16 protein-coding genes are annotated in these 17,772 nt (G+C 64.2%); 15 read left to right on the top strand and 1 reads right to left on the bottom strand.

Going from position 1 to position 17,772, the window contains the following annotated elements; genetic code table 11:
• Together FJ946_RS02285 and FJ946_RS02280 are read left to right on the top strand one after the other, a co-directional pair.
• Entirely contained in the window at nucleotides 1-834 is an 834-nt protein-coding gene (locus FJ946_RS02285; RefSeq protein ID WP_140567677.1) for an ABC transporter permease, read from the top strand.
• A gap of 3 nt (nucleotides 835-837) precedes the next feature.
• Nucleotides 838-1,644, top strand: coding sequence for an ABC transporter permease (locus FJ946_RS02280; RefSeq protein WP_140494707.1), 807 nt, complete (start codon nucleotides 838-840; stop codon nucleotides 1,642-1,644).
• Nucleotides 1,645-1,689: 45 nt separating this feature from the next.
• Here the strand turns inward: FJ946_RS02280 and FJ946_RS02275 are convergent, their stop codons facing one another.
• Nucleotides 1,690-2,478: a fumarylacetoacetate hydrolase family protein gene (locus FJ946_RS02275; RefSeq protein ID WP_140567680.1), complete on the bottom strand. Its 789-nt coding sequence runs from the start codon at nucleotides 2,476-2,478 to the stop codon at nucleotides 1,690-1,692.
• Between the two features lie 250 nt (nucleotides 2,479-2,728).
• Between FJ946_RS02275 and FJ946_RS02270 the strand changes: the two genes are divergently transcribed.
• The 13 genes from FJ946_RS02270 to FJ946_RS02210 all read left to right on the top strand — a co-directional run bounded on the left by FJ946_RS02270 (nucleotide 2,729) and on the right by FJ946_RS02210 (nucleotide 17,747).
• Nucleotides 2,729-3,136, top strand: coding sequence for a DUF3168 domain-containing protein (locus tag FJ946_RS02270; RefSeq protein WP_140494704.1), 408 nt, complete (start codon nucleotides 2,729-2,731; stop codon nucleotides 3,134-3,136).
• A 173-nt stretch (nucleotides 3,137-3,309) separates the two neighbouring features.
• Nucleotides 3,310-3,600, top strand: coding sequence for a hypothetical protein (locus FJ946_RS02265; RefSeq protein WP_140494702.1), 291 nt, complete (start codon nucleotides 3,310-3,312; stop codon nucleotides 3,598-3,600).
• 73 nt (nucleotides 3,601-3,673) lie between these two features.
• Nucleotides 3,674-4,339, top strand: coding sequence for a response regulator transcription factor (locus FJ946_RS02260; RefSeq protein WP_140494700.1), 666 nt, complete (start codon nucleotides 3,674-3,676; stop codon nucleotides 4,337-4,339).
• A gap of 28 nt (nucleotides 4,340-4,367) precedes the next feature.
• Nucleotides 4,368-5,756, top strand: coding sequence for an ATP-binding protein (locus FJ946_RS02255; protein ID WP_281405113.1), 1,389 nt, complete (start codon nucleotides 4,368-4,370; stop codon nucleotides 5,754-5,756).
• 187 nt (nucleotides 5,757-5,943) lie between these two features.
• Entirely contained in the window at nucleotides 5,944-6,381 is a 438-nt protein-coding gene (locus tag FJ946_RS02250; RefSeq protein WP_140520719.1) for a hypothetical protein, read from the top strand.
• A 127-nt stretch (nucleotides 6,382-6,508) separates the two neighbouring features.
• Nucleotides 6,509-7,663, top strand: a complete 1,155-nt coding sequence (ccmI, locus tag FJ946_RS02245) for a c-type cytochrome biogenesis protein CcmI (protein ID WP_140567682.1) — start codon at nucleotides 6,509-6,511, stop codon at nucleotides 7,661-7,663.
• Between the two features lie 14 nt (nucleotides 7,664-7,677).
• The gene (ccmE, locus tag FJ946_RS02240) at nucleotides 7,678-8,121 is read left to right on the top strand and encodes a cytochrome c maturation protein CcmE (protein WP_140494692.1); all 444 of its coding nucleotides are present in this window, start codon (nucleotides 7,678-7,680) and stop codon (nucleotides 8,119-8,121) included.
• A 29-nt stretch (nucleotides 8,122-8,150) separates the two neighbouring features.
• Entirely contained in the window at nucleotides 8,151-10,142 is a 1,992-nt protein-coding gene (locus FJ946_RS02235) for a heme lyase CcmF/NrfE family subunit (protein WP_140494690.1), read from the top strand.
• Complete coding sequence (locus tag FJ946_RS02230; protein ID WP_140567685.1) at nucleotides 10,139-10,606, top strand: cytochrome c-type biogenesis protein; 468 nt, start codon at nucleotides 10,139-10,141, stop codon at nucleotides 10,604-10,606. The genes FJ946_RS02235 and FJ946_RS02230 overlap by 4 nt, the downstream gene beginning before the upstream one ends.
• Nucleotides 10,607-10,742: 136 nt before the next feature.
• Nucleotides 10,743-12,287 (top strand): Do family serine endopeptidase, encoded by a 1,545-nt coding sequence (locus FJ946_RS02225; protein WP_140494686.1) that lies wholly within the window; start codon nucleotides 10,743-10,745, stop codon nucleotides 12,285-12,287.
• 341 nt (nucleotides 12,288-12,628) lie between these two features.
• A complete protein-coding gene (locus FJ946_RS02220) occupies nucleotides 12,629-13,303 on the top strand; it encodes a response regulator transcription factor (RefSeq protein ID WP_181165141.1) in 675 nt (224 codons plus the stop codon).
• An 8-nt stretch (nucleotides 13,304-13,311) separates the two neighbouring features.
• Entirely contained in the window at nucleotides 13,312-14,787 is a 1,476-nt protein-coding gene (locus FJ946_RS02215) for a HAMP domain-containing sensor histidine kinase (RefSeq protein ID WP_140567688.1), read from the top strand.
• Nucleotides 14,787-17,747: a bifunctional [glutamine synthetase] adenylyltransferase/[glutamine synthetase]-adenylyl-L-tyrosine phosphorylase gene (locus FJ946_RS02210; RefSeq protein WP_140567690.1), complete on the top strand. Its 2,961-nt coding sequence runs from the start codon at nucleotides 14,787-14,789 to the stop codon at nucleotides 17,745-17,747. Before FJ946_RS02215 ends, FJ946_RS02210 begins: the two co-directional genes overlap by 1 nt.
• The last annotated feature ends 25 nt before the right edge of the window (nucleotides 17,748-17,772 follow it).

Raw genomic sequence — 17,772 nt, 5'->3', positions numbered from 1 at the left:
ATGAGAGGCGTTCTCTCGGATAGGATGGGCGCGGCGCTGCTGATGGCGCCGCTGCTCCTGTTCCTTGGCCTCGCCTATGCCTGGCCGTTCCTCGGCGTGGTGAAGTGGAGCTTCACGCTGCCGACGCCGGGGCTTGGCCAGTACGGCGCGCTGATAACCGACCCGCTGGTACAGTCGGTGTTCGTCCGCACGCTGCGCATCGCGGCGATCGTCACCGTTGTATCGGTTGCCGCTGCCTACGCCATCACCGTGGTCTGGGTGCGCGGCAGCCCGGCGCAGCGGGTGCTGGCCGAATTCTGCATCCTGGTGCCGTTCTGGATATCGGTGCTGACGCGCGCCTTCGGCTGGGTGGCGCTTCTCTCCAACCGCGGCCTGATCAACACCTGGCTGCAGTCGATCGGCTTCATTGGCGAACCGCTGACGCTGGTGCGCAACGAATTCGGCGTCATCGTCGGCATGACGCACTTCCTCATTCCTTTCGCCGTCTTTCCGCTGGCGTCTTCCATGCGCAGCCTCGACGAGCGTGTGCTGCTCGCCGCGCGCGGGCTGGGTTCCAGCCGCATGCGCACCTTCTGGACGGTGTTCGTGCCGATGACGCGCTCCGGCATCATCGGCTCCGCGCTGATCGTCTTCGTCTTCTCGCTCGGCTTCTTCGTCACGCCGGCGATCCTTGGCGGTGGCCGCAGCGTCATGATCGCCGAACTGATCTATCTGCGCATCTTCCAGAGCCCGGACTGGGGGCTGGGTGCTGCCATCAGCGTGGTGCTGGTGTTGTTCGTCGGCATCCTGATGGCGCTGCTCTTCCGCAACGTCAGACCGAAGCAATTGGTGTAGCCTATGCCGACCTATCGCCCCGGTCCCGTCTCGCTGGCCCTCGCCGTCCTGGTGGCGCTGTTCCTGCTCCTGCCGCTGCTGGCCGTGATCCCGGTCTCGCTGACGCCCAGCCGCATGCTGGCGATGCCGACGGGCGAGTTGTCGCTGCGCCACTACCGCTCGCTGGTCGAGGATCCGCGCTGGCTCCAGTCCATCCTGCTCTCGATCAGGATCGGCATCGTCAGCAGTGTCATCTCGACGGTGCTGGCACTGTGCTTCAGCCTTGGCGTGTGGATGTTCAAGCCGCGCTTCACCGCGGCTCTGGTCGGCTTCGTGCTGTTGCCGATGGTGGTGCCGCCGGTGGTCTCGGCGGTGACGCTCTATTTCCTGCTCACCTCGATCTCCGGCGTCAGTTCCTTTTTCGGCTACGACACCTGGCTGGGTGTGGCCATGGCGCATTCGGTGATGACGGTGCCCTTCGCCACGGTGCTGATCCTGGTCTCCCTCAGCCAGCTTGACCGCCGTATCGACCTCGCAGCGCGTGGCCTTGGCGCCAGCGTCTGGGAGCGCGCCACGCGCATCATCATGCCCAACATCAAATTCGGCATCGTCACCGCGGCACTGCTGTCCTTCGTGCTCTCCTGGGAGGAAATCGGCGTCACGCTGTTCATCACCTCGGTCAACGCCATCACGCTGCCCAGGTTGATGTGGATGGGTCTGCGCGACAATATCGACCCGGCGATCGCGGCACTTTCAGTGATCCTGATCGTCATCACCGTGCTGGTGCTTGCAGTGCGCAGCGTTGTGGTGCGGCTGCGTGGAGGACAATGACCGGGGGCCTGTCTGCCTCAGGGGATTGTCACAGGGGTAAAACTGCTAGCAGAAGCGCACCGAGACCCGGCCGAACCTGCCCAAATCGCCGATGACTTCGTCGCCCGCCTCGACGCTGATCGGCGTCACGCAAGTGCCGGTGATCACGATCTGCCCCGGCTGGAGCGCTATGCCCAGGCCCGACAATTCGTTGACGATCCAGGTCAGCGCAATACGAGGATCGCCCAACACGGCTGCTCCTGATCCGTTATGCTGCGATTTTCCGGGGACAAAAGCGGCCACCGGGTGCTTCGCGAGATCTACGTCGCGCCAATCGTCTTCCACCGCCTCGCCGATGACGAACAGATTGGCACAAGCATTGTCGGCGATGAGCTGCGGCGCGCTGACAGCGCAGAAATCGTCATAGCGGGAGTCCGGTATTTCGATCGCCGGATGCAAACTCGCCACGGCGTCCATTACATCACCGATTTCATAAGGCGCCGGGCGAGGCGGCAACTGACGGCCGAACCGGAACGCGAATTCGATCTCGGCGACACGCATCTTGCTTGTCGCCAGGGAAACGGAGCCTCCAACCTCGACCGCCTTCTCGGCGAGGAGGCGCCCGGCCATCGGGCGGTCGACGTTGATATGCCGCTGGCCGGCCAGGCTGGTTGCCGCGATCTTCCAGCCGAAGAGCGGAGCCACTGAGCGATCCATGACGTGCGACTGGATGGCGTAGCCTTCGGCCCGCGTCTTCGGCCGCAATTCCTCGGGTATGGCGTCGAGGCGGGTGCCCTTGTCCCAATGGCCTACCAGGAGGCGCGACGCGGCCCTGGCCTTTTCTGGATCGAGCATGATCAGCTCCTGAAATTAGGAAATGCGGCGCTGCCGGGCGTTGCTGATGCTTGCGGTTCGCAAAGGGTACCCGCTATTCGCTGACGAGATTGTCGGGAAGTCGTATTTTCGAGATCATCGAGATTCATCATCGTGACAACGAATCGGCAATCGTGTTCGTTCGGTAAATGGCTATATATGGCAAAGCGTCTGGAGTGCGGAAGAGCTTCTGGCGAGCAGGGTCGATAGCGCACCGGGTGAGGGAGAAACGATGACGGCGCCCGGCGATTTGCAACAGGCACTGTTTCTGAGGCTAAAAAGCGATCCGTCCCTGTCGGCTCTGCTGGGCGGCGCCGGACTGCGCGAACAACCAACCGACAACGTCGCCTTTCCCTATGTGACATGCGGCCAGACCTGCGCCTTTGACTGGGACACCGGGGCCGAGAACCGCGACGATCAACTTATTACGCTGCATGTCTGGTCGAAGGCCCATGGCGAAGCCGAAACGCGGGCCATCATGGATGCCATCGAGGCGCGCCTTGCCGACGCGGTGCTGGAGGTCGGCGCTCGCGGCCAGACACGCCTGTCGCTCGAATTCAGCGAGGCGCGGTATGACGAGGAACTGCTTGTCCATCACGGCCTGCTGCGTTTTCGGGCGCTGACCCAGGAAAACGCCTGACGCGCGCTTTCAATATGAACGAAACGGAGTCTAGACTGGAACTTCATGGGTTTCATCGGGTTGGGCGGTGAAATCTCAATTTGTTTGTCTCGCATTGCAGGGGTGGCGAGCATGGTTTCAGCGGCGATCACCGTTCATTTCACGTTCAGCGCCGATGCGTTACAACGCTGGCCATGAGAACGCTTCGCTCCCATTTCCGAACCGCGACCCTGGCGCTCTGCGCGGGGCTGCTTGCGGTGCCGGCAAGCGTTGCGCCGGCAGCCGCGCAGGATGAATCGATTGTCGTGGCGGCGGCCGACTGCTACGCGATCGGCCAGCAGGTGGCCGAGCAGAATGGCGGGACGCTTGCCAAGGCCTCGCAGTCGACGCGAGGCGGGCAGCCGGTCTGCGTCATCGTCGTGCTCGTTCCGGGCAAGAACGGGCAGCGTCCGCGCCGCTCCGAGATCGTCGTCCCGCAGAACTGACCCCCCGTCGTTTCCCAGGCCGGCGGAATCGGCCTATAGCTGAAGCAATCGGTCAACAGGCAGTGGTCTTCGCATGCGCGTACTGGTCGTCGAGGATGACAAGGATCTCAACCGGCAGATATCGGATGCGCTGGTCGACGCCGGCTATGTCGTCGACCGGGCATATGACGGCGAGGAGGGCCATTTTCTCGGTGACACCGAGCCCTACGACGCGGTCGTGCTCGACATCGGCCTGCCGCAGATGGACGGCATCAGCGTGGTCGAGCGCTGGCGGCGCGGCGGCCGCAAGATGCCGGTGCTGATCCTGACCGCCCGCGACCGCTGGAGCGACAAGGTCTCCGGCATCGACGCCGGCGCGGACGACTATGTCACCAAGCCGTTCCACATCGAGGAGGTCCTGGCGCGGGTCAGGGCGCTGATCCGCCGCGCCGCCGGCCACGCCTCATCCGAACTGACCTGCGGGCCGCTACGCCTCGACACCAAGGCCTCGAAGGCCGATGTCGCCGGCGTGCCGTTGAAGCTGACATCGCATGAGTTCCGCCTGCTTGCCTACCTGATGCATCACATGGGCGAGGTCGTCTCGCGGACCGAACTGGTAGAGCATCTCTACGACCAGGATTTCGACCGCGATTCCAACACGATCGAGGTGTTTGTCGGACGGCTCCGCAAGAAAATGGGCATCGACATGATCGAAACCGTGCGCGGCATGGGTTATCGCATGCGTGAGCCGGAGGCGTAAGGCGGAACCGCTCCCTACCAACCCAACCGTGAGCAAGCGGCTCTCGCTGCGCTTGTGGCCGCGCTCGCTGACGTTCCGCGTCATCGCCTTTTCCACGGTCTGGGCGATCCTGACCCTCATCGTCATTTTCACCCTCATTACCACGCTGTACCGCCAGGCCAGCGAGCGCGGTTTCGACAGCCTGCTTTCTGCGCATCTGTTCAACCTGATCGGCTCCATCGGCATTTCCGATACCGGCGCGCTCACCGGCGCTCCGGATCTCGGCGACCTCCGCTTCTCGGAACCGAATTCGGGCTGGTACTGGTCCGTCGAACCCGCTTCGGAAGGCGTGCACGGCAATCTCCACTCATCGTCGATGACCAGGACGATCCCGTCGCCCGATGTGGCGGACGTTCCCTTCAACGCCAATTTCCAGCGCAGCTACGCGGCGCAAGGCATCGATGGCGAGGAGTTGGTCGTGTTCGAGAGCGAATTCGTTCTCGATGCCAAGAACCGCGCCGCCCGCTTTCGCGTCATGGGCAACAAGACCGAACTGGAACAGGAGATCGCCACCTTCCAGCGCCGCCTCCTGACCTACCTTTCCCTGTTCGGCGTCGGCATGATCGCCATCAACGCCATCGCCATCCTGCTCGGCCTGCAACCGCTGCGAAGGGTCAGGGACGCGCTCGCCATGGTGCGCGAAGGCACCGCGCAAAGACTTGACGGCCAGTTTCCAGCCGAGATTGAACCGCTTGCCAACGAAACCAATGCCTTGATCGAGAACAACCGGCGTATCGTCGAGCGCTCGCGGACTCAGGTCGGCAATCTCGCCCATTCCCTGAAGACGCCGCTGGCGGTGCTGCTCAACGAGGGGCGGGCGCTTGGTGGCGCCAAGGGGCAACTGATCGCCGAACAGGCCGCTTCCATGCAGAAGCAGGTCGATCACTATCTCCAGCGCGCCCGCGTCGCGGCGCAGCGCGACAGCGTCGTCTACCGCACGCCGATAGCGCCGTTGGTGCAGCGCATGGTCAGGGTCTTGCAGAAGCTCAATCCGCGGACCAACCTGTCGTTGTCGCTGCCGCCGATCGAGATCGTCTTTGCCGGCGAGCGCGAGGACCTCGAGGAGTTGCTCGGCAATCTGCTCGAAAACGCGATGAAATGGGCGAAGAGCGCGGTTTCGGTTTCCGTCGTTCCCGTGGGCGACAAGGACGACAACATGTTCGAGATCGCCATCGAAGACGACGGACCGGGCATACCCGAGGAAAAAGCGCGCGAAGCGTTGAAACGCGGACGACGCCTGGACGAGACCAAGCCGGGCACGGGTCTCGGCTTGGCCATTGTCGCCGACCTCGTCAACGAGTATGGAGGCATACTGCTGCTCGAACGGTCCGGCATGGGCGGATTGAAGGCGGTAGTGCGATTGCGGAGCCTTCAGTGATGCCTTTCCCCGGCCGATCGACATTGACGGACTGGGCATGTTATGGCGGCGCACCGATTGGCTCCGTAGCCGGCCCAACGGCCAAATTTCCGACAAATATCAACATTATAGGCTCGCCGACTTCTCCGATGACGCGGCCCCCGGCTCATCCATGACAGGCTCCAGCTCAAGAAAACCGGTTGTTGGCATGAAGATTCGCGTCGCGCTTGTTTCCGCATTGATGGCCGTTTCCGGCTGCACCACCTTGGGCGGCAAGGCTCCCACCATCGCTGCGACGCCGGCCTCCACGCCACCCAGCAGCGGCAAAGTCGCCACGACGATCATTTCGGCGATGGGCGGCGGCCTCATCGGCGGGTCGGTCGGCAGCGGCCTTAGCGAAGCCGAGAAGCGCAGCGCGCTGGAGGCTGAATACAAGGCGCTCGAATACACCACGAGCGGCCAGAAGGTGACGTGGAAGGGCACCCAGGCGTCCCGCTATGGCGAAGTGGTTCCGGCTCAGCCCTACCGCGTCGGCTCACAGGACTGCCGCCAGTACACGCAGACCGTCTTTACCGGCGGGGCAGGGGTCACGGCGCGTGGAACGGCTTGCCGCAACGCCGATGGCAGTTGGACGCCGCTCACCTGACAGGCTAGCCGGTCCATTTCGGACCCGGCCGGTTGATGTCGATGAAGGATATGCGGCGCGCCCGCCGTCAAAGCGTCGCAGTATGCTTGTGTTGGCAGGGCAAGGCTCTGCCGTTATTGGAAGAACCATGCTGTTCTGGGTCATAGCCGCAATCCTAACGCTGGGCGCCAGCCTGGCGGTGCTGCTGCCGCTGGCCGGTGGCGCCAGAAGCGCGTCTTCGAGCGGCGAGCACGATCTGGAAGTTTATCGCGACCAACTGTCCGAACTCGACCGCGACGCCGCCCGTGGCCTGATCAAGCCTGCCGAAGCCGATGAGGCGCGCGCCGAGATCGCCCGGCGCATCCTTCGTCTCGACAATGCGGACCAGACCGGCAGCGCATCCGTCGGACGTACATCCGTCGCGACGCGGCTTGTCGCCACCGCGGCCGTGCTGGCGGTGCCGCTGGTCAGTTGGGGCCTCTACATCAACATAGGCTCGCCCGATCTGCCCTCGCAGCCGCTCAGCGAGCGGCTGGCCAAGAATCCGGCCGACAGCTCGGTCGACGAACTTGTGGCTCGCGCCGAAGCCCATCTTGCCGCCAATCCGTCCGACGGCAGGGGATGGGACGTGCTGGCGCCGGTCTATCTGCGCATGCAGCGCTTTTCCGACGCGGTCGCCGCCTATCGCAACGCCATTCGCCTCGACGGCGACAGCGCCGTTCGCCGGGCCGGTCTCGGCGAGGCGATCGCCAGCGCCGCCGGCGGCATCGTTTCGGCGGATGCCCAGGAGGCTTTCGAAGCGGCCCTGAAGCTTGACCCGGCCAATGCCAAAGCCGGCTTCTACCTTGCCATGGCCTTGGCCCAGGAGGGTCGCAGCAAGGAGGCGGCCGCGGCCTGGCAGGCGATGCTGGGCACGCTGCCGAAGGATTCGCCATGGCGCGGCGCGATCGAGCAGGCGCTGGCCAAGTCCGATAGTTCCGGCGCCGGCAATGCAGGCGTCGCTTCGAGCGAGCCGGCAAACGGACCGACCGCGGGCGATATCGATGCCGCTTCATCGATGTCGCCGCAGGACAGGGAAGCCATGATCAACACCATGGTCGCCGGGCTCGACGAGAAGCTGCGGCAGAATCCGCGCGACCCGGAAGGATGGATGCGGCTCGTTCGTTCCTACATCGTGCTGGGCAAGGCCGATCAGGCGCGCGAGGCGCTGAGCCGAGCTATTGCCGTCTTTGGAGCCGACAGTGACGAAGCCAGGAAATTCACCGCTTTTGCCGCTTCGCTCGGCCTGACGGCGACGCAATAGGGCTGGACCGGACAATGACGCGCAAACAGAAACGATTGTCGGTGATCGCGGGCGGCCTGGCCTTCCTCGGCGCCGCCACCGGCCTGACATTCTACGCGCTCGGCCAGAAGGCGTCCTATTTCTACATGCCCGCCGATCTGGCCACGGCGACGGTGCAGCCGGGCCAGCGCATCAGGCTGGGCGGCCTGGTGGAAAAAGGCACGATCCAGCGCGGGCAGGGGGCGACAGTGGCGTTTTCGGTGACCGACACCCATAAATCGGTCAAGGTCACCTATACAGGCATCCTGCCTGACCTATTTCGCGAGGAGCAGGGGGTCATCACCGAGGGCACGTTCGGCCCGGATGGCGTTTTTGTGGCCGACAGCGTTCTGGCCAAGCACGACGAGCGCTACATGCCCAAGGAAGTGGCCGATGGGCTGAAGGCCAAGGGCGTTTGGCAGGAGAGCAAGAGTGAATAGGCAGGCTCGATATAGCCGGGTTGGCGATCATGGTTGAGACCGGACATTTCGCGCTGGTCCTGGCCTTCGCGCTGGCGCTGGTGCAGACGGTGGTGCCGCTGTTTGGCGCCCGCACCAACAATCAGCGCCTGATGGCGGTCGGCGCTCCCGTCGCGATCACCGGCTTTGCCCTGACGGCGCTGTCCTTCGCCGCACTGGTCAGCGCCTATGCGAGCTCCGATTTCTCGGTCGCCAGCGTCTGGGAAAATTCCCATTCGCTGCAGCCGATGATCTATAAGATCACTGGAACCTGGGGCAATCACGAAGGCTCGATGCTGCTCTGGGTGTTGATCCTGACCTTCTTCGGTGCGCTGGTCGCCGCCTTCGGCTCCAACCTGCCGGCGACGCTACGCGCCAACGTGCTTGCCGTGCAGGGTGCGATCGGCGCGACATTCTTCCTGTTTATCCTGGCAACGTCCAATCCCTTCGCCAGGCTTTCGCCGGCGCCCATCGAAGGGCGCGATCTCAATCCCATTTTGCAGGATCTCGGCCTCGCAGTGCACCCGCCACTGCTCTATCTCGGCTATGTCGGCTTCTCGATCTGTTTCTCGTTCTCGGTAGCCGCGCTCATCGACGGACGCATCGATGCGTCCTGGGCGCGATGGGTACGGCCGTGGACCCTGGTGGCCTGGATGTTCCTGACCGGCGGCATCGCCATGGGCTCGTACTGGGCTTATTACGAGCTCGGCTGGGGCGGCTTCTGGTTCTGGGATCCGGTCGAGAACGCCTCCTTCATGCCGTGGCTGGCGGGCACCGCGCTGCTCCATTCGGCCATCGTCATGGAAAAGCGTTCGGCACTGAAGATCTGGACGCTGCTGCTCGCCATCCTGACCTTTTCACTGTCGTTGCTCGGCACCTTCCTGGTGCGTTCGGGCGTCCTGACCTCGGTGCATGCCTTCGCCACCGATCCGACGCGCGGCATCTTCATCCTGTGCATACTGACGTTGTTCATCGGTGGATCATTGACGCTGTTTGCACTGCGTGCCTCGAGGCTGACGGCCGGCGGCCTCTTTCATCCGGTTTCGCGCGAAGGCGCGCTGGTGCTGAATAATTTGTTCCTGACCACGGCCACCGCCACCGTACTCGTCGGTACGCTCTATCCGTTGGCCGTCGAGGCCCTTTCGGCCGACAAGATTTCGGTCGGCGCGCCGTTCTTCGACCTCACCTTCGGACCGCTCATGGTGCCGTTGCTGGCCATGGTTCCGTTCGGGCCGCTGCTGGCCTGGAAGCGCGGCGACGTCTTCGCCGTCGCGCAGCGCCTGATGGCAGCTTTCGCGGCGGCGCTTCTGGCAACGCTGGTCACCGCCCTGTTCATCAACGGCGCTTCGGTATTCGCAGCCCTTGGCGTGGGTCTTGCCGTCTGGCTGATCCTCGGCGCTCTCACCGACCTCGCTGTCAAGGCGGGGTTCGGCAATGTGGCTGCGAGGGTCATGGTCAGGCGCCTGCTCGGCCTGCCGCGCTCGGTCTTCGGCACAGCGCTTGCCCACCTCGGTCTTGGCCTGACCACGCTTGGCATCGTCGGCACGCTTTGCTTCGGCACCGAGAAGATCCTGTCGATGCATGCCGGGCAAACCGTCGAATTGTCCGGCCACACTCTGCGTTTCGTCGGGCTCCATCCGGCGCAGGGACCGAATTACAGCGAGGATCGCGGTCGCTTCCAACTGATCGGCGTCGGCGGCAGTCCGGTTGGCGAAATCAGCTCGGCCAAGCGCTTCTATCCGGTACGCCAGACGACGACGACGGAATCAGGCATCAGGACGATGGGCCTTTCGCAGCTTTACATTTCGCTCGGCGACGAGGGCAATGACGGATCGGTCGTGGTGCGCCTGTGGTGGAAACCGCTGGTGACGCTGATCTGGGGCGGCGGCCTGGTCATGATGGTTGGTGCGGCCATGTCGCTGATGGACAGGCGCCTGCGCGTCGGCGCACCCTCGCGCCGCCGCAAGCAGGCCGGCGCCATGAGCCCCGCGGGCCTGCCATGAAGGCGAAGTTGTCCATCGCGTCGCTCGTGATAGTGCTGGCGCTGTCCTTTGCCGGCACGGCGCTGGCGGTGAAGCCCGACGAGATGCTTGCCGATCCGACGCTGGAAGCGAGAGCGCGAGCGCTGTCGGAAGGGCTGCGCTGCATGGTCTGCCAGAACCAGTCGATCGACGAATCCGATGCCGACCTTGCCCGTGACCTGCGCGTTCTGGTGCGCCAGCGCCTGGTCGCTGGCGATACCGACAAGCAGGTGATGGACTATGTGGTTTCGCGCTACGGCGAGTTCGTGCTGCTGAAGCCGCGCTTCGACCTGCGCAACGCTCTGCTTTGGGGCACGCCGGTGATCCTGCTTTTGGCCGGCGGCCTGTTCGTCGTGCTCAGCGCGAGATCGCGCCGGACACTGGCGACAAAATCCCTCTCCGCCGACGAGCGGGCGGCACTGGAGGCGATCCTGCGCCGCGATTGAGCGCAGGCGGCGATCGTTCGCCAACATTACCAAAGTTTCATGCGTCGGAAATGGCGTCGTAATGTACGCCGCTCTAATTCTCTTCCTCAGGATGCCGACAAGGCGCGTCCCTTCGAAAAAGAGGATACGAGACCCCATGAATATTGCCCCCAATTCATATTCCCGCACCCGCAAGCGTCTCCTGGCTGCCGTCGCTTCCGTCGCCGTTGCCGGCGCGATCGGCGTTGGCGCGTTGACCAGCGGAACCAGCCCCGTTCTGGCCGATGCCGTGCGCGTCGAGGCGCCGCAGGTCCCCAGCTTCGCCGATGTCGTCGAGCGCGTTTCGCCCGCCGTTGTCAGCGTCAAGGTCAAGGCCAAGGTCCAGCCCACCGCCGATGACGGCTCCGACGACCAGGACGGTTTCGACAATTTGCCCAACAATCCGCAGCTGCGCCGCTTTTTCAAGGAATTCCGCGGCTTTGGCGATCAGGGCGGCCAGAACGACGATGGCCACCGCCGGTTCGGGCATCGTGACCGCGGTAATGGCGAGCCGCGCCCGGTGGCTCAAGGGTCGGGCTTCTTCATTTCCGAGGATGGCTATCTCGTCACCAATAACCATGTCGTCGAAGAGGGCACCGCCTTCACCGTGGTAACCAATGACGGCAAGGAACTCGACGCCAAGCTGGTCGGTACCGACCCACGCACCGACCTCGCGGTGCTCAAGGTCGAGGGTGGCGGCAAGTTTACCTATGTCGACTTCGCCGATGACTCCAAGGTTCGGGTCGGCGATTGGGTCGTGGCCGTCGGCAACCCGTTCGGTCTCGGCGGCACCGTCACCGCCGGCATCGTCTCGGCGCGCGGCCGTGACATCGGCGCCGGTCCCTATGACGATTTCATCCAGATCGACGCGTCCGTCAACCGCGGCAATTCTGGCGGCCCGACCTTCAATCTCAGCGGTCAGGTGGTCGGCATCAACACCGCCATCTTCTCGCCTTCCGGCGGCAGCGTCGGCATCGCCTTCGACATTCCTGCCTCGACCGCCAAGCAGGTCGTCGAGGATCTGATGAAGAGCGGTGCCGTGCAGCGCGGCTGGCTCGGCGTCGAGATCCAGCCGGTCACATCAGACATCGCTGAATCGCTCGGCCTGAAGTCCAACAACGGCGCATTGGTATCCAGCGCTCAGGACGACGGCCCCGGCAAGAAGAGCGGCATCACCGCCGGTGACGTGATCACCCAGGTCGACGGCAAGGATGTTGCTTCGCCGAAGGAACTCGCCCGCCTGATTGGCGCCTATTCGCCGGGCAAGTCGGTTGACGTCACGGTCTGGCGCGACGGCAAGAGCCAGAGCGTCAAGGTCGAGCTCGGCAAGCTGCCTTCAAGCGACAAGCAGGCCTCGGCCGACGATAAGCCTGCGGCTCCGGCCAAGGCCGATACGCTCGCCGATCTCGGTCTGACCGTCACCAAATCCGAGAACGGCAAGGGTTTGGTGGTGACCGATGTCGATCCCGACAGCGATGCCGCCGACCGTGGCATCCAGCCGGGCGACATCATCACCGCGGTCAATTCGATGGAAGTCAACGGCACCGACGACGTCACCAAGGCCATGGACGAAGCGGTGAAATCCGGGCGCAAGGCCGTCCTGATGCAGATTACCCGCGACGACAACAACCGCTTCGTGGCGCTGCCCGTCGCCAAGGGCTGACAACCACTTTTCCAGTGCGGTGGTTTCAAACACCCCCGAGCCGCCGCACGGGAAGTATGGAGCCGAGCACGTTAGTCAGTCATCGTGCTCCCCTCCGGCGGCAGCGGGCTTCCCATCGCCCGCTGCCGCACTCACCCGCAGACCATGCGCTCAGGCTGAGCGAACAAGCGGAGCGCTTTGGTGGCAACGGCATGCCGGCAGCATGCTGGGACAGTAACACCAGAGAACCAAGACTTTATCGCGCGCGGCCTGGATCATCTTGATCGCGATGCGCTTTGGCGAAGGCTAAAATGCAGATGCCGGCTACTCAATCTTCCAGCGAAATCGCGTATAACGGTCCTATGAAGATTCTCGTCATAGAAGACGATCGCGAGGCTGCGGATTATCTGCAGAAAGCCTTTACCGAGGCCGGGCACACCGCGCATGTCGCGGGTGACGGCGAGACCGGCTTCGCGCTCGCCGATGCCGGCGACTACGACGTGATGGTCATCGACCGGATGATGCCGCGCCGCGACGGCCTGTCGGTCATCGCCGGCCTGCGCTCCAGGGGCAACGCCACGCCGGTGCTGATCCTGTCGGCGCTGGGCGAGGTCGACGATCGGGTCACCGGCCTACGCGCCGGCGGCGACGATTATCTGACCAAGCCCTATGCCTTTTCCGAGCTGCTCGCCCGCGTCGAGGTGCTGAACCGCCGGGCCAGCGCCAAGGAAGCCGAAACCGTCTACCGCGTCGGCGATCTCGAACTTGACCGGCTTTCGCATTCGGTCAGGCGCGCCGGACGCGAGATCACGCTGCAGCCACGCGAGTTCCGCCTGCTTGAATATCTGATGCGCCATGCCGGTCAGGTGGTGACGCGCACCATGCTGCTCGAAAATGTCTGGGATTATCATTTCGATCCGCAGACCAACGTCATCGACGTCCATGTCTCGCGACTGCGCGGCAAGATCGAAAAAGGCTTCGACAAGCCCATCCTGCATACGATTCGCGGCGCCGGTTACATGCTTAGGGCCGGTTAGGCGGCGGCATGGCCCTTTCCGTGCCTGCCATCATGAAGACGACGGCTGCGCGGCTCTCGGCGCTCTATCTCTTGCTCTTCGCGCTCTGCGCCGTACTGCTTGTCCTCTACATGACCTCGCTTTCGGCGCGCATGCTGACCGCGCAGACGCAGGAGACCATCAACGACGAAGTGCTCGGCCTTGCCCGCGCCTACCAGCGCGGCGGCCTGCCTGTCCTGGTGCGCGTGGTGGAGCAGCGCTCGCGCCAGCCCGGCGCCAATCTCTATTTGATCGCCGACGCCAACGGCCAGATCCTGACCGGCAATGTCCAGAGCCTGGAGCCGGGGGTCATCGAAACCGAAGGCTGGACGACCGAGCCGTTCTCCTACCGTCGTTTCGGCGAAGGCGGACTCGACCGGCAGCGCAGCACACCTTCCGATCAGGCCACGCCGCAGGCCGGCGATACGGCAGTCCGATCCGAAGGCGAGAAGGGCCACAATGCGATCGCCCTGGTGCTGCGCCTGCCGAACCAGATGATCATGCTGGTCGGCCGCGATCTCGGCGAACCTGAGCGGTTCCGCGCCGTCATCCGCCGCTCCCTGATGCTGGCGCTCGGCATGATGGGGCTGGGCGGGCTGTTGATCTGGTTCTTCGTCGGCCGCGCCGCGCTGAAGCGCATCGATGGCGTTTCGGAAGCCAGCCGCCGCATCATGGGCGGCGATCTTTCGGGCCGGCTGCCGGTGACCGGCGCCGGTGACGAATTCGACCGGCTTTCCGAGAACCTCAACGCCATGCTGGCCAGGATCGCCATGCTTAACGAGGGACTGAAGCAGGTTTCCGACAACATCGCGCATGATCTGAAGACGCCGCTGACCCGGCTGCGCAACCGCGCCGAGGCGACGCTTTCGGGCAAGCACAAGACATCGGACTACCGCCAGGCGCTGGAAAGCACCATCGCCGAGTCCGACCAGCTCATAAAGACCTTCAACGCCATCCTGATGATCTCCCGGCTGGAGGCGGGTTATTCCTCCGAAAACACCAGTCGCGTCGATCTGGCCGCAGCCGTGCGCGATGTGGTCGAACTCTACGAGCCGGTGGCGGAAGAGGCTGGCGTTTCGCTCGAAGCCGCGGTCAATGGCGCATTCCTTGTCGACGGCAACCGCGAGCTGATCGGTCAGGCGCTGTCCAACATCGTCGACAATGCGATCAAGTACTCGACCGATTCCACCTCCAAGCCGGCTGTCCGCGTGACGCTCGAACGCACGCATGGCGAAATCAGGCTTGTCGTCGCCGACAATGGCCAGGGCATTCCGGACGATGCCGATCGCGCCCGGGCGACCGAACGGTTCGTGCGGCTCGAGAAGAGCCGTTCCCAGCCAGGTTCCGGGCTTGGCCTCAGCCTCGCAAAGGCGGTCATGACATTCCACTATGGCCGGCTTGATCTGTTGCCTGGTAATCCCGGATTATCCGTGGTCATGAGTTTTCCCGCGCGGGAGGATCATTGATGACGGCGGCTGCAAAGCGGACGGCGAAGGACTGGCTGTTGAAGCCCGCGGCAAGGCTTGCTCCTCTGGACGACAGCCGGGCCCGGCAGGAGCTGGCCGAGATCGCCACCTTGGCACGCGAAGAAGGATTGACACGGCTGGCGAAATTCCTGGCTGGAACGGGTGAGGCGCAGGACTTCCTGGCCGCTGTCTTCGACCTGTCGCCGTTCCTGCGTGACATGGCGCGTCGCCGGCCGCAGATATTGGATGGGCTTTTCGACCAGCCGGTCGAGGCCCGGCTGAAGGCGATCATCGTGGCGATCGACCGGGCATCGTTCTCCGAGACGATCTCCGAATCCAGATTGATGATGGAACTGCGGCAATGGAAGGCCGATGCGCATTTCCTGATCGCGCTGGCCGATCTGGCCGCCGAGGCCGAGACCTCGCTTACGGTGCGGCGGTTGAGCGACCTTGCCGATGCGTGCACGCGCGCCGCCGTCGATTTTCTGCTGCGCGACGCGCATGGCCAGGGCAAGCTGAAGTTGCCGGATCCCGCCAATCCCTCGAACCGGTCGGGCTGGATCCTGCTCGGCATGGGCAAGCTTGGCGCGCATGAGCTCAATTTTTCCTCCGATATCGACCTCGTGGTCTTCTTCGACCCGGAAGCGTCGGCCGTCGTCGATCCGCTCGATGCGACGGAGCTGTTTTCGCGGCTGACGCGCCGTCTGGTGCGCATCCTGCAGGACCGCACCGAACATGGTTATGTCTTCCGCACCGACCTCAGGCTGCGTCCCGATCCCGGTTCGACCCCGCTGGCGATCCCGGTCGAGGCGGCGCTGCGCTACTACGAGGCGCGCGGCCAGAACTGGGAGCGCGCTGCCATGATCAAGGCGCGTCCTGTGGCCGGCGATCTGGACGCCGGCACCGCTTTCCTCAAGGAGCTCCAGCCTTACATCTGGCGCAAATACATGGACTATGCCGCGATCGCCGACGTCCATTCGATCAAACGCCAGATCCACGCCCACAAGGGGCATGGCGAAATCGCGGTCAAGGGCCACAACGTCAAGCTCGGGCGCGGCGGCATCCGCGAGATCGAGTTCTTCGTCCAGACGCAGCAGCTCATCGCCGGCGGCCGCTTCCCGGAACTGCGTGGCCGCGAGACCGTGCCGATGCTCGGCCAGCTGGCCGCGCGCGGCTGGATCACCGCCGAGGCACGCGACGCACTGGCCCGGCAATATTGGTTCCTGCGCAGGGTCGAGCATGCCATCCAGATGGTGGCCGACGAGCAGACGCACACCCTGCCGGAGGATGATGAAGGGCTCGATCGAATCGCGCGCATGCTGGGCTTTGCCGATGCGGCTGCTTTTTCCCTGGGCTTCCGCGCCTCGCTGCAGCAGGTCGAACGTCACTACGCGGCGCTGTTCGAAACCGCACCGGAGCTTTCGGCAGGCATCGGCAATCTGGTCTTCACCGGCGACGTCGACGACCCCGATACACTGCAGACGTTGCACGGTCTCGGCTTCCAGCGAACGAGCGACATCTGCCGCGTGATCCGTGGCTGGCATTTCGGTCGCTACCGCGTCACCCAGTCGGCTGAGGCGCGCGAGCGACTGACGGAACTGACGCCGGCGCTGCTCAAGGCTTTCGGCCAGACGCGTCGGGCCGATGAGGCGTTGATCCGTTTCGACGAGTTCCTCGCCGGCCTGCCTGCAGGCATCCAGCTCTTCTCGCTGCTCCAGTCCAATCCGGCGTTGCTGAAGCTTATGGCGACGATCATGGGCGCCGCGCCACGACTGGCCGCGATCATCACGCGCCGGCCACATGTGTTCGATGGCCTGCTCGATCCCGCTCTTCTCACCGAATTGCCGGATCGTGGCTATCTATCGGCACGGCTTACCGCTTTCCTCGAAGGCGACCGCGCCTATGAGGACGTTCTCGATCGTTTGCGCATCTTTGCCTCCGAGCAGAAATTCCTGATCGGCGTGCGGCTGCTCGCCGGCTCGATCGATCCGGCCCGCGCAGGCCGCGCCTTTTCTGACCTGGCCGACCTCACCATTGAGGCCGCGTTGCGCGCGGTTATGGCCGAATTCGAGGCGCGCCATGGCACAATCGCCGGCGGCGTGGTTTCGCTGCTCGGCATGGGTAAGCTCGGCAGCCGTGAATTGACGGCGGGGTCGGATGTCGACCTCATCCTGCTCTACGATCACGATGCGGACGCCGAGGAATCCGACGGTGAAAAACCGCTGGCGCCCTCGCATTACTACACCAGGATGACGCAGCGCCTCATCTCGGCCGTTTCCGCGCCGACCGCGGAAGGCGTGCTCTATGAACTCGACCTGCGGCTGCGGCCGTCCGGCAACAAGGGGCCGGTGGCCACCCACGTCGACGCCTTCAAGAAATACCAGCGCCAGGAGGCCTGGACCTGGGAGCACATGGCGCTGTCGCGGGCGCGCGCCATTGCCGGAGATGCCAGGCTCTGTGCCGAGGTCGAAGCCGACGTTGCGGCGGTGCTCGGGCAATTGCGCGACGCAGCAAAGGTGAAAGCGGAAGCGTCCGACATGCGCGCCATGATCGAAAAGGAAAAGCCGCCGCGCGACCTCTGGGACATCAAACTCATTGCCGGCGGCCTGATCGATCTCGAATTCATCGCCCAGGTGGCCGTCGTCACGGGCAATGTCGAGTCCGGCCGCAGGGTCACGGCAACCGCGGAGGTATTGTCGCGCCTTGCGCCACAATTCGCAGCCGCCGATGTCAGGGAGGAGCTTGGCGAGGCCTACCGCCTCTATCTGGCGCTGACCCAGATGATCAGGCTTTGCCTCACCGGCCAGTTCGAGCGGGACGATGTGCCGCCGGGGCTTTCGGATCTGCTTCTGGCGGTCACCGACTTGCCGGATTTCGGTGTGCTGGAAGCACATCTCAAGGAGACGTCGCGGAAGGTCAGGAAGGATTTCAACCTTCTGCTTCGTGCCGGGCGGCCGTGATCAACGGCCGTGCGGATCGCATCGG

Source organism: Mesorhizobium sp. B2-4-7 (assembly GCF_006442685.1).
Lineage (GTDB): Bacteria > Pseudomonadota > Alphaproteobacteria > Rhizobiales > Rhizobiaceae > Mesorhizobium.
The sequence above is the reverse complement of the archived record's forward strand: the minus strand, read 5'-3'. Positions and strand labels throughout refer to the sequence as shown.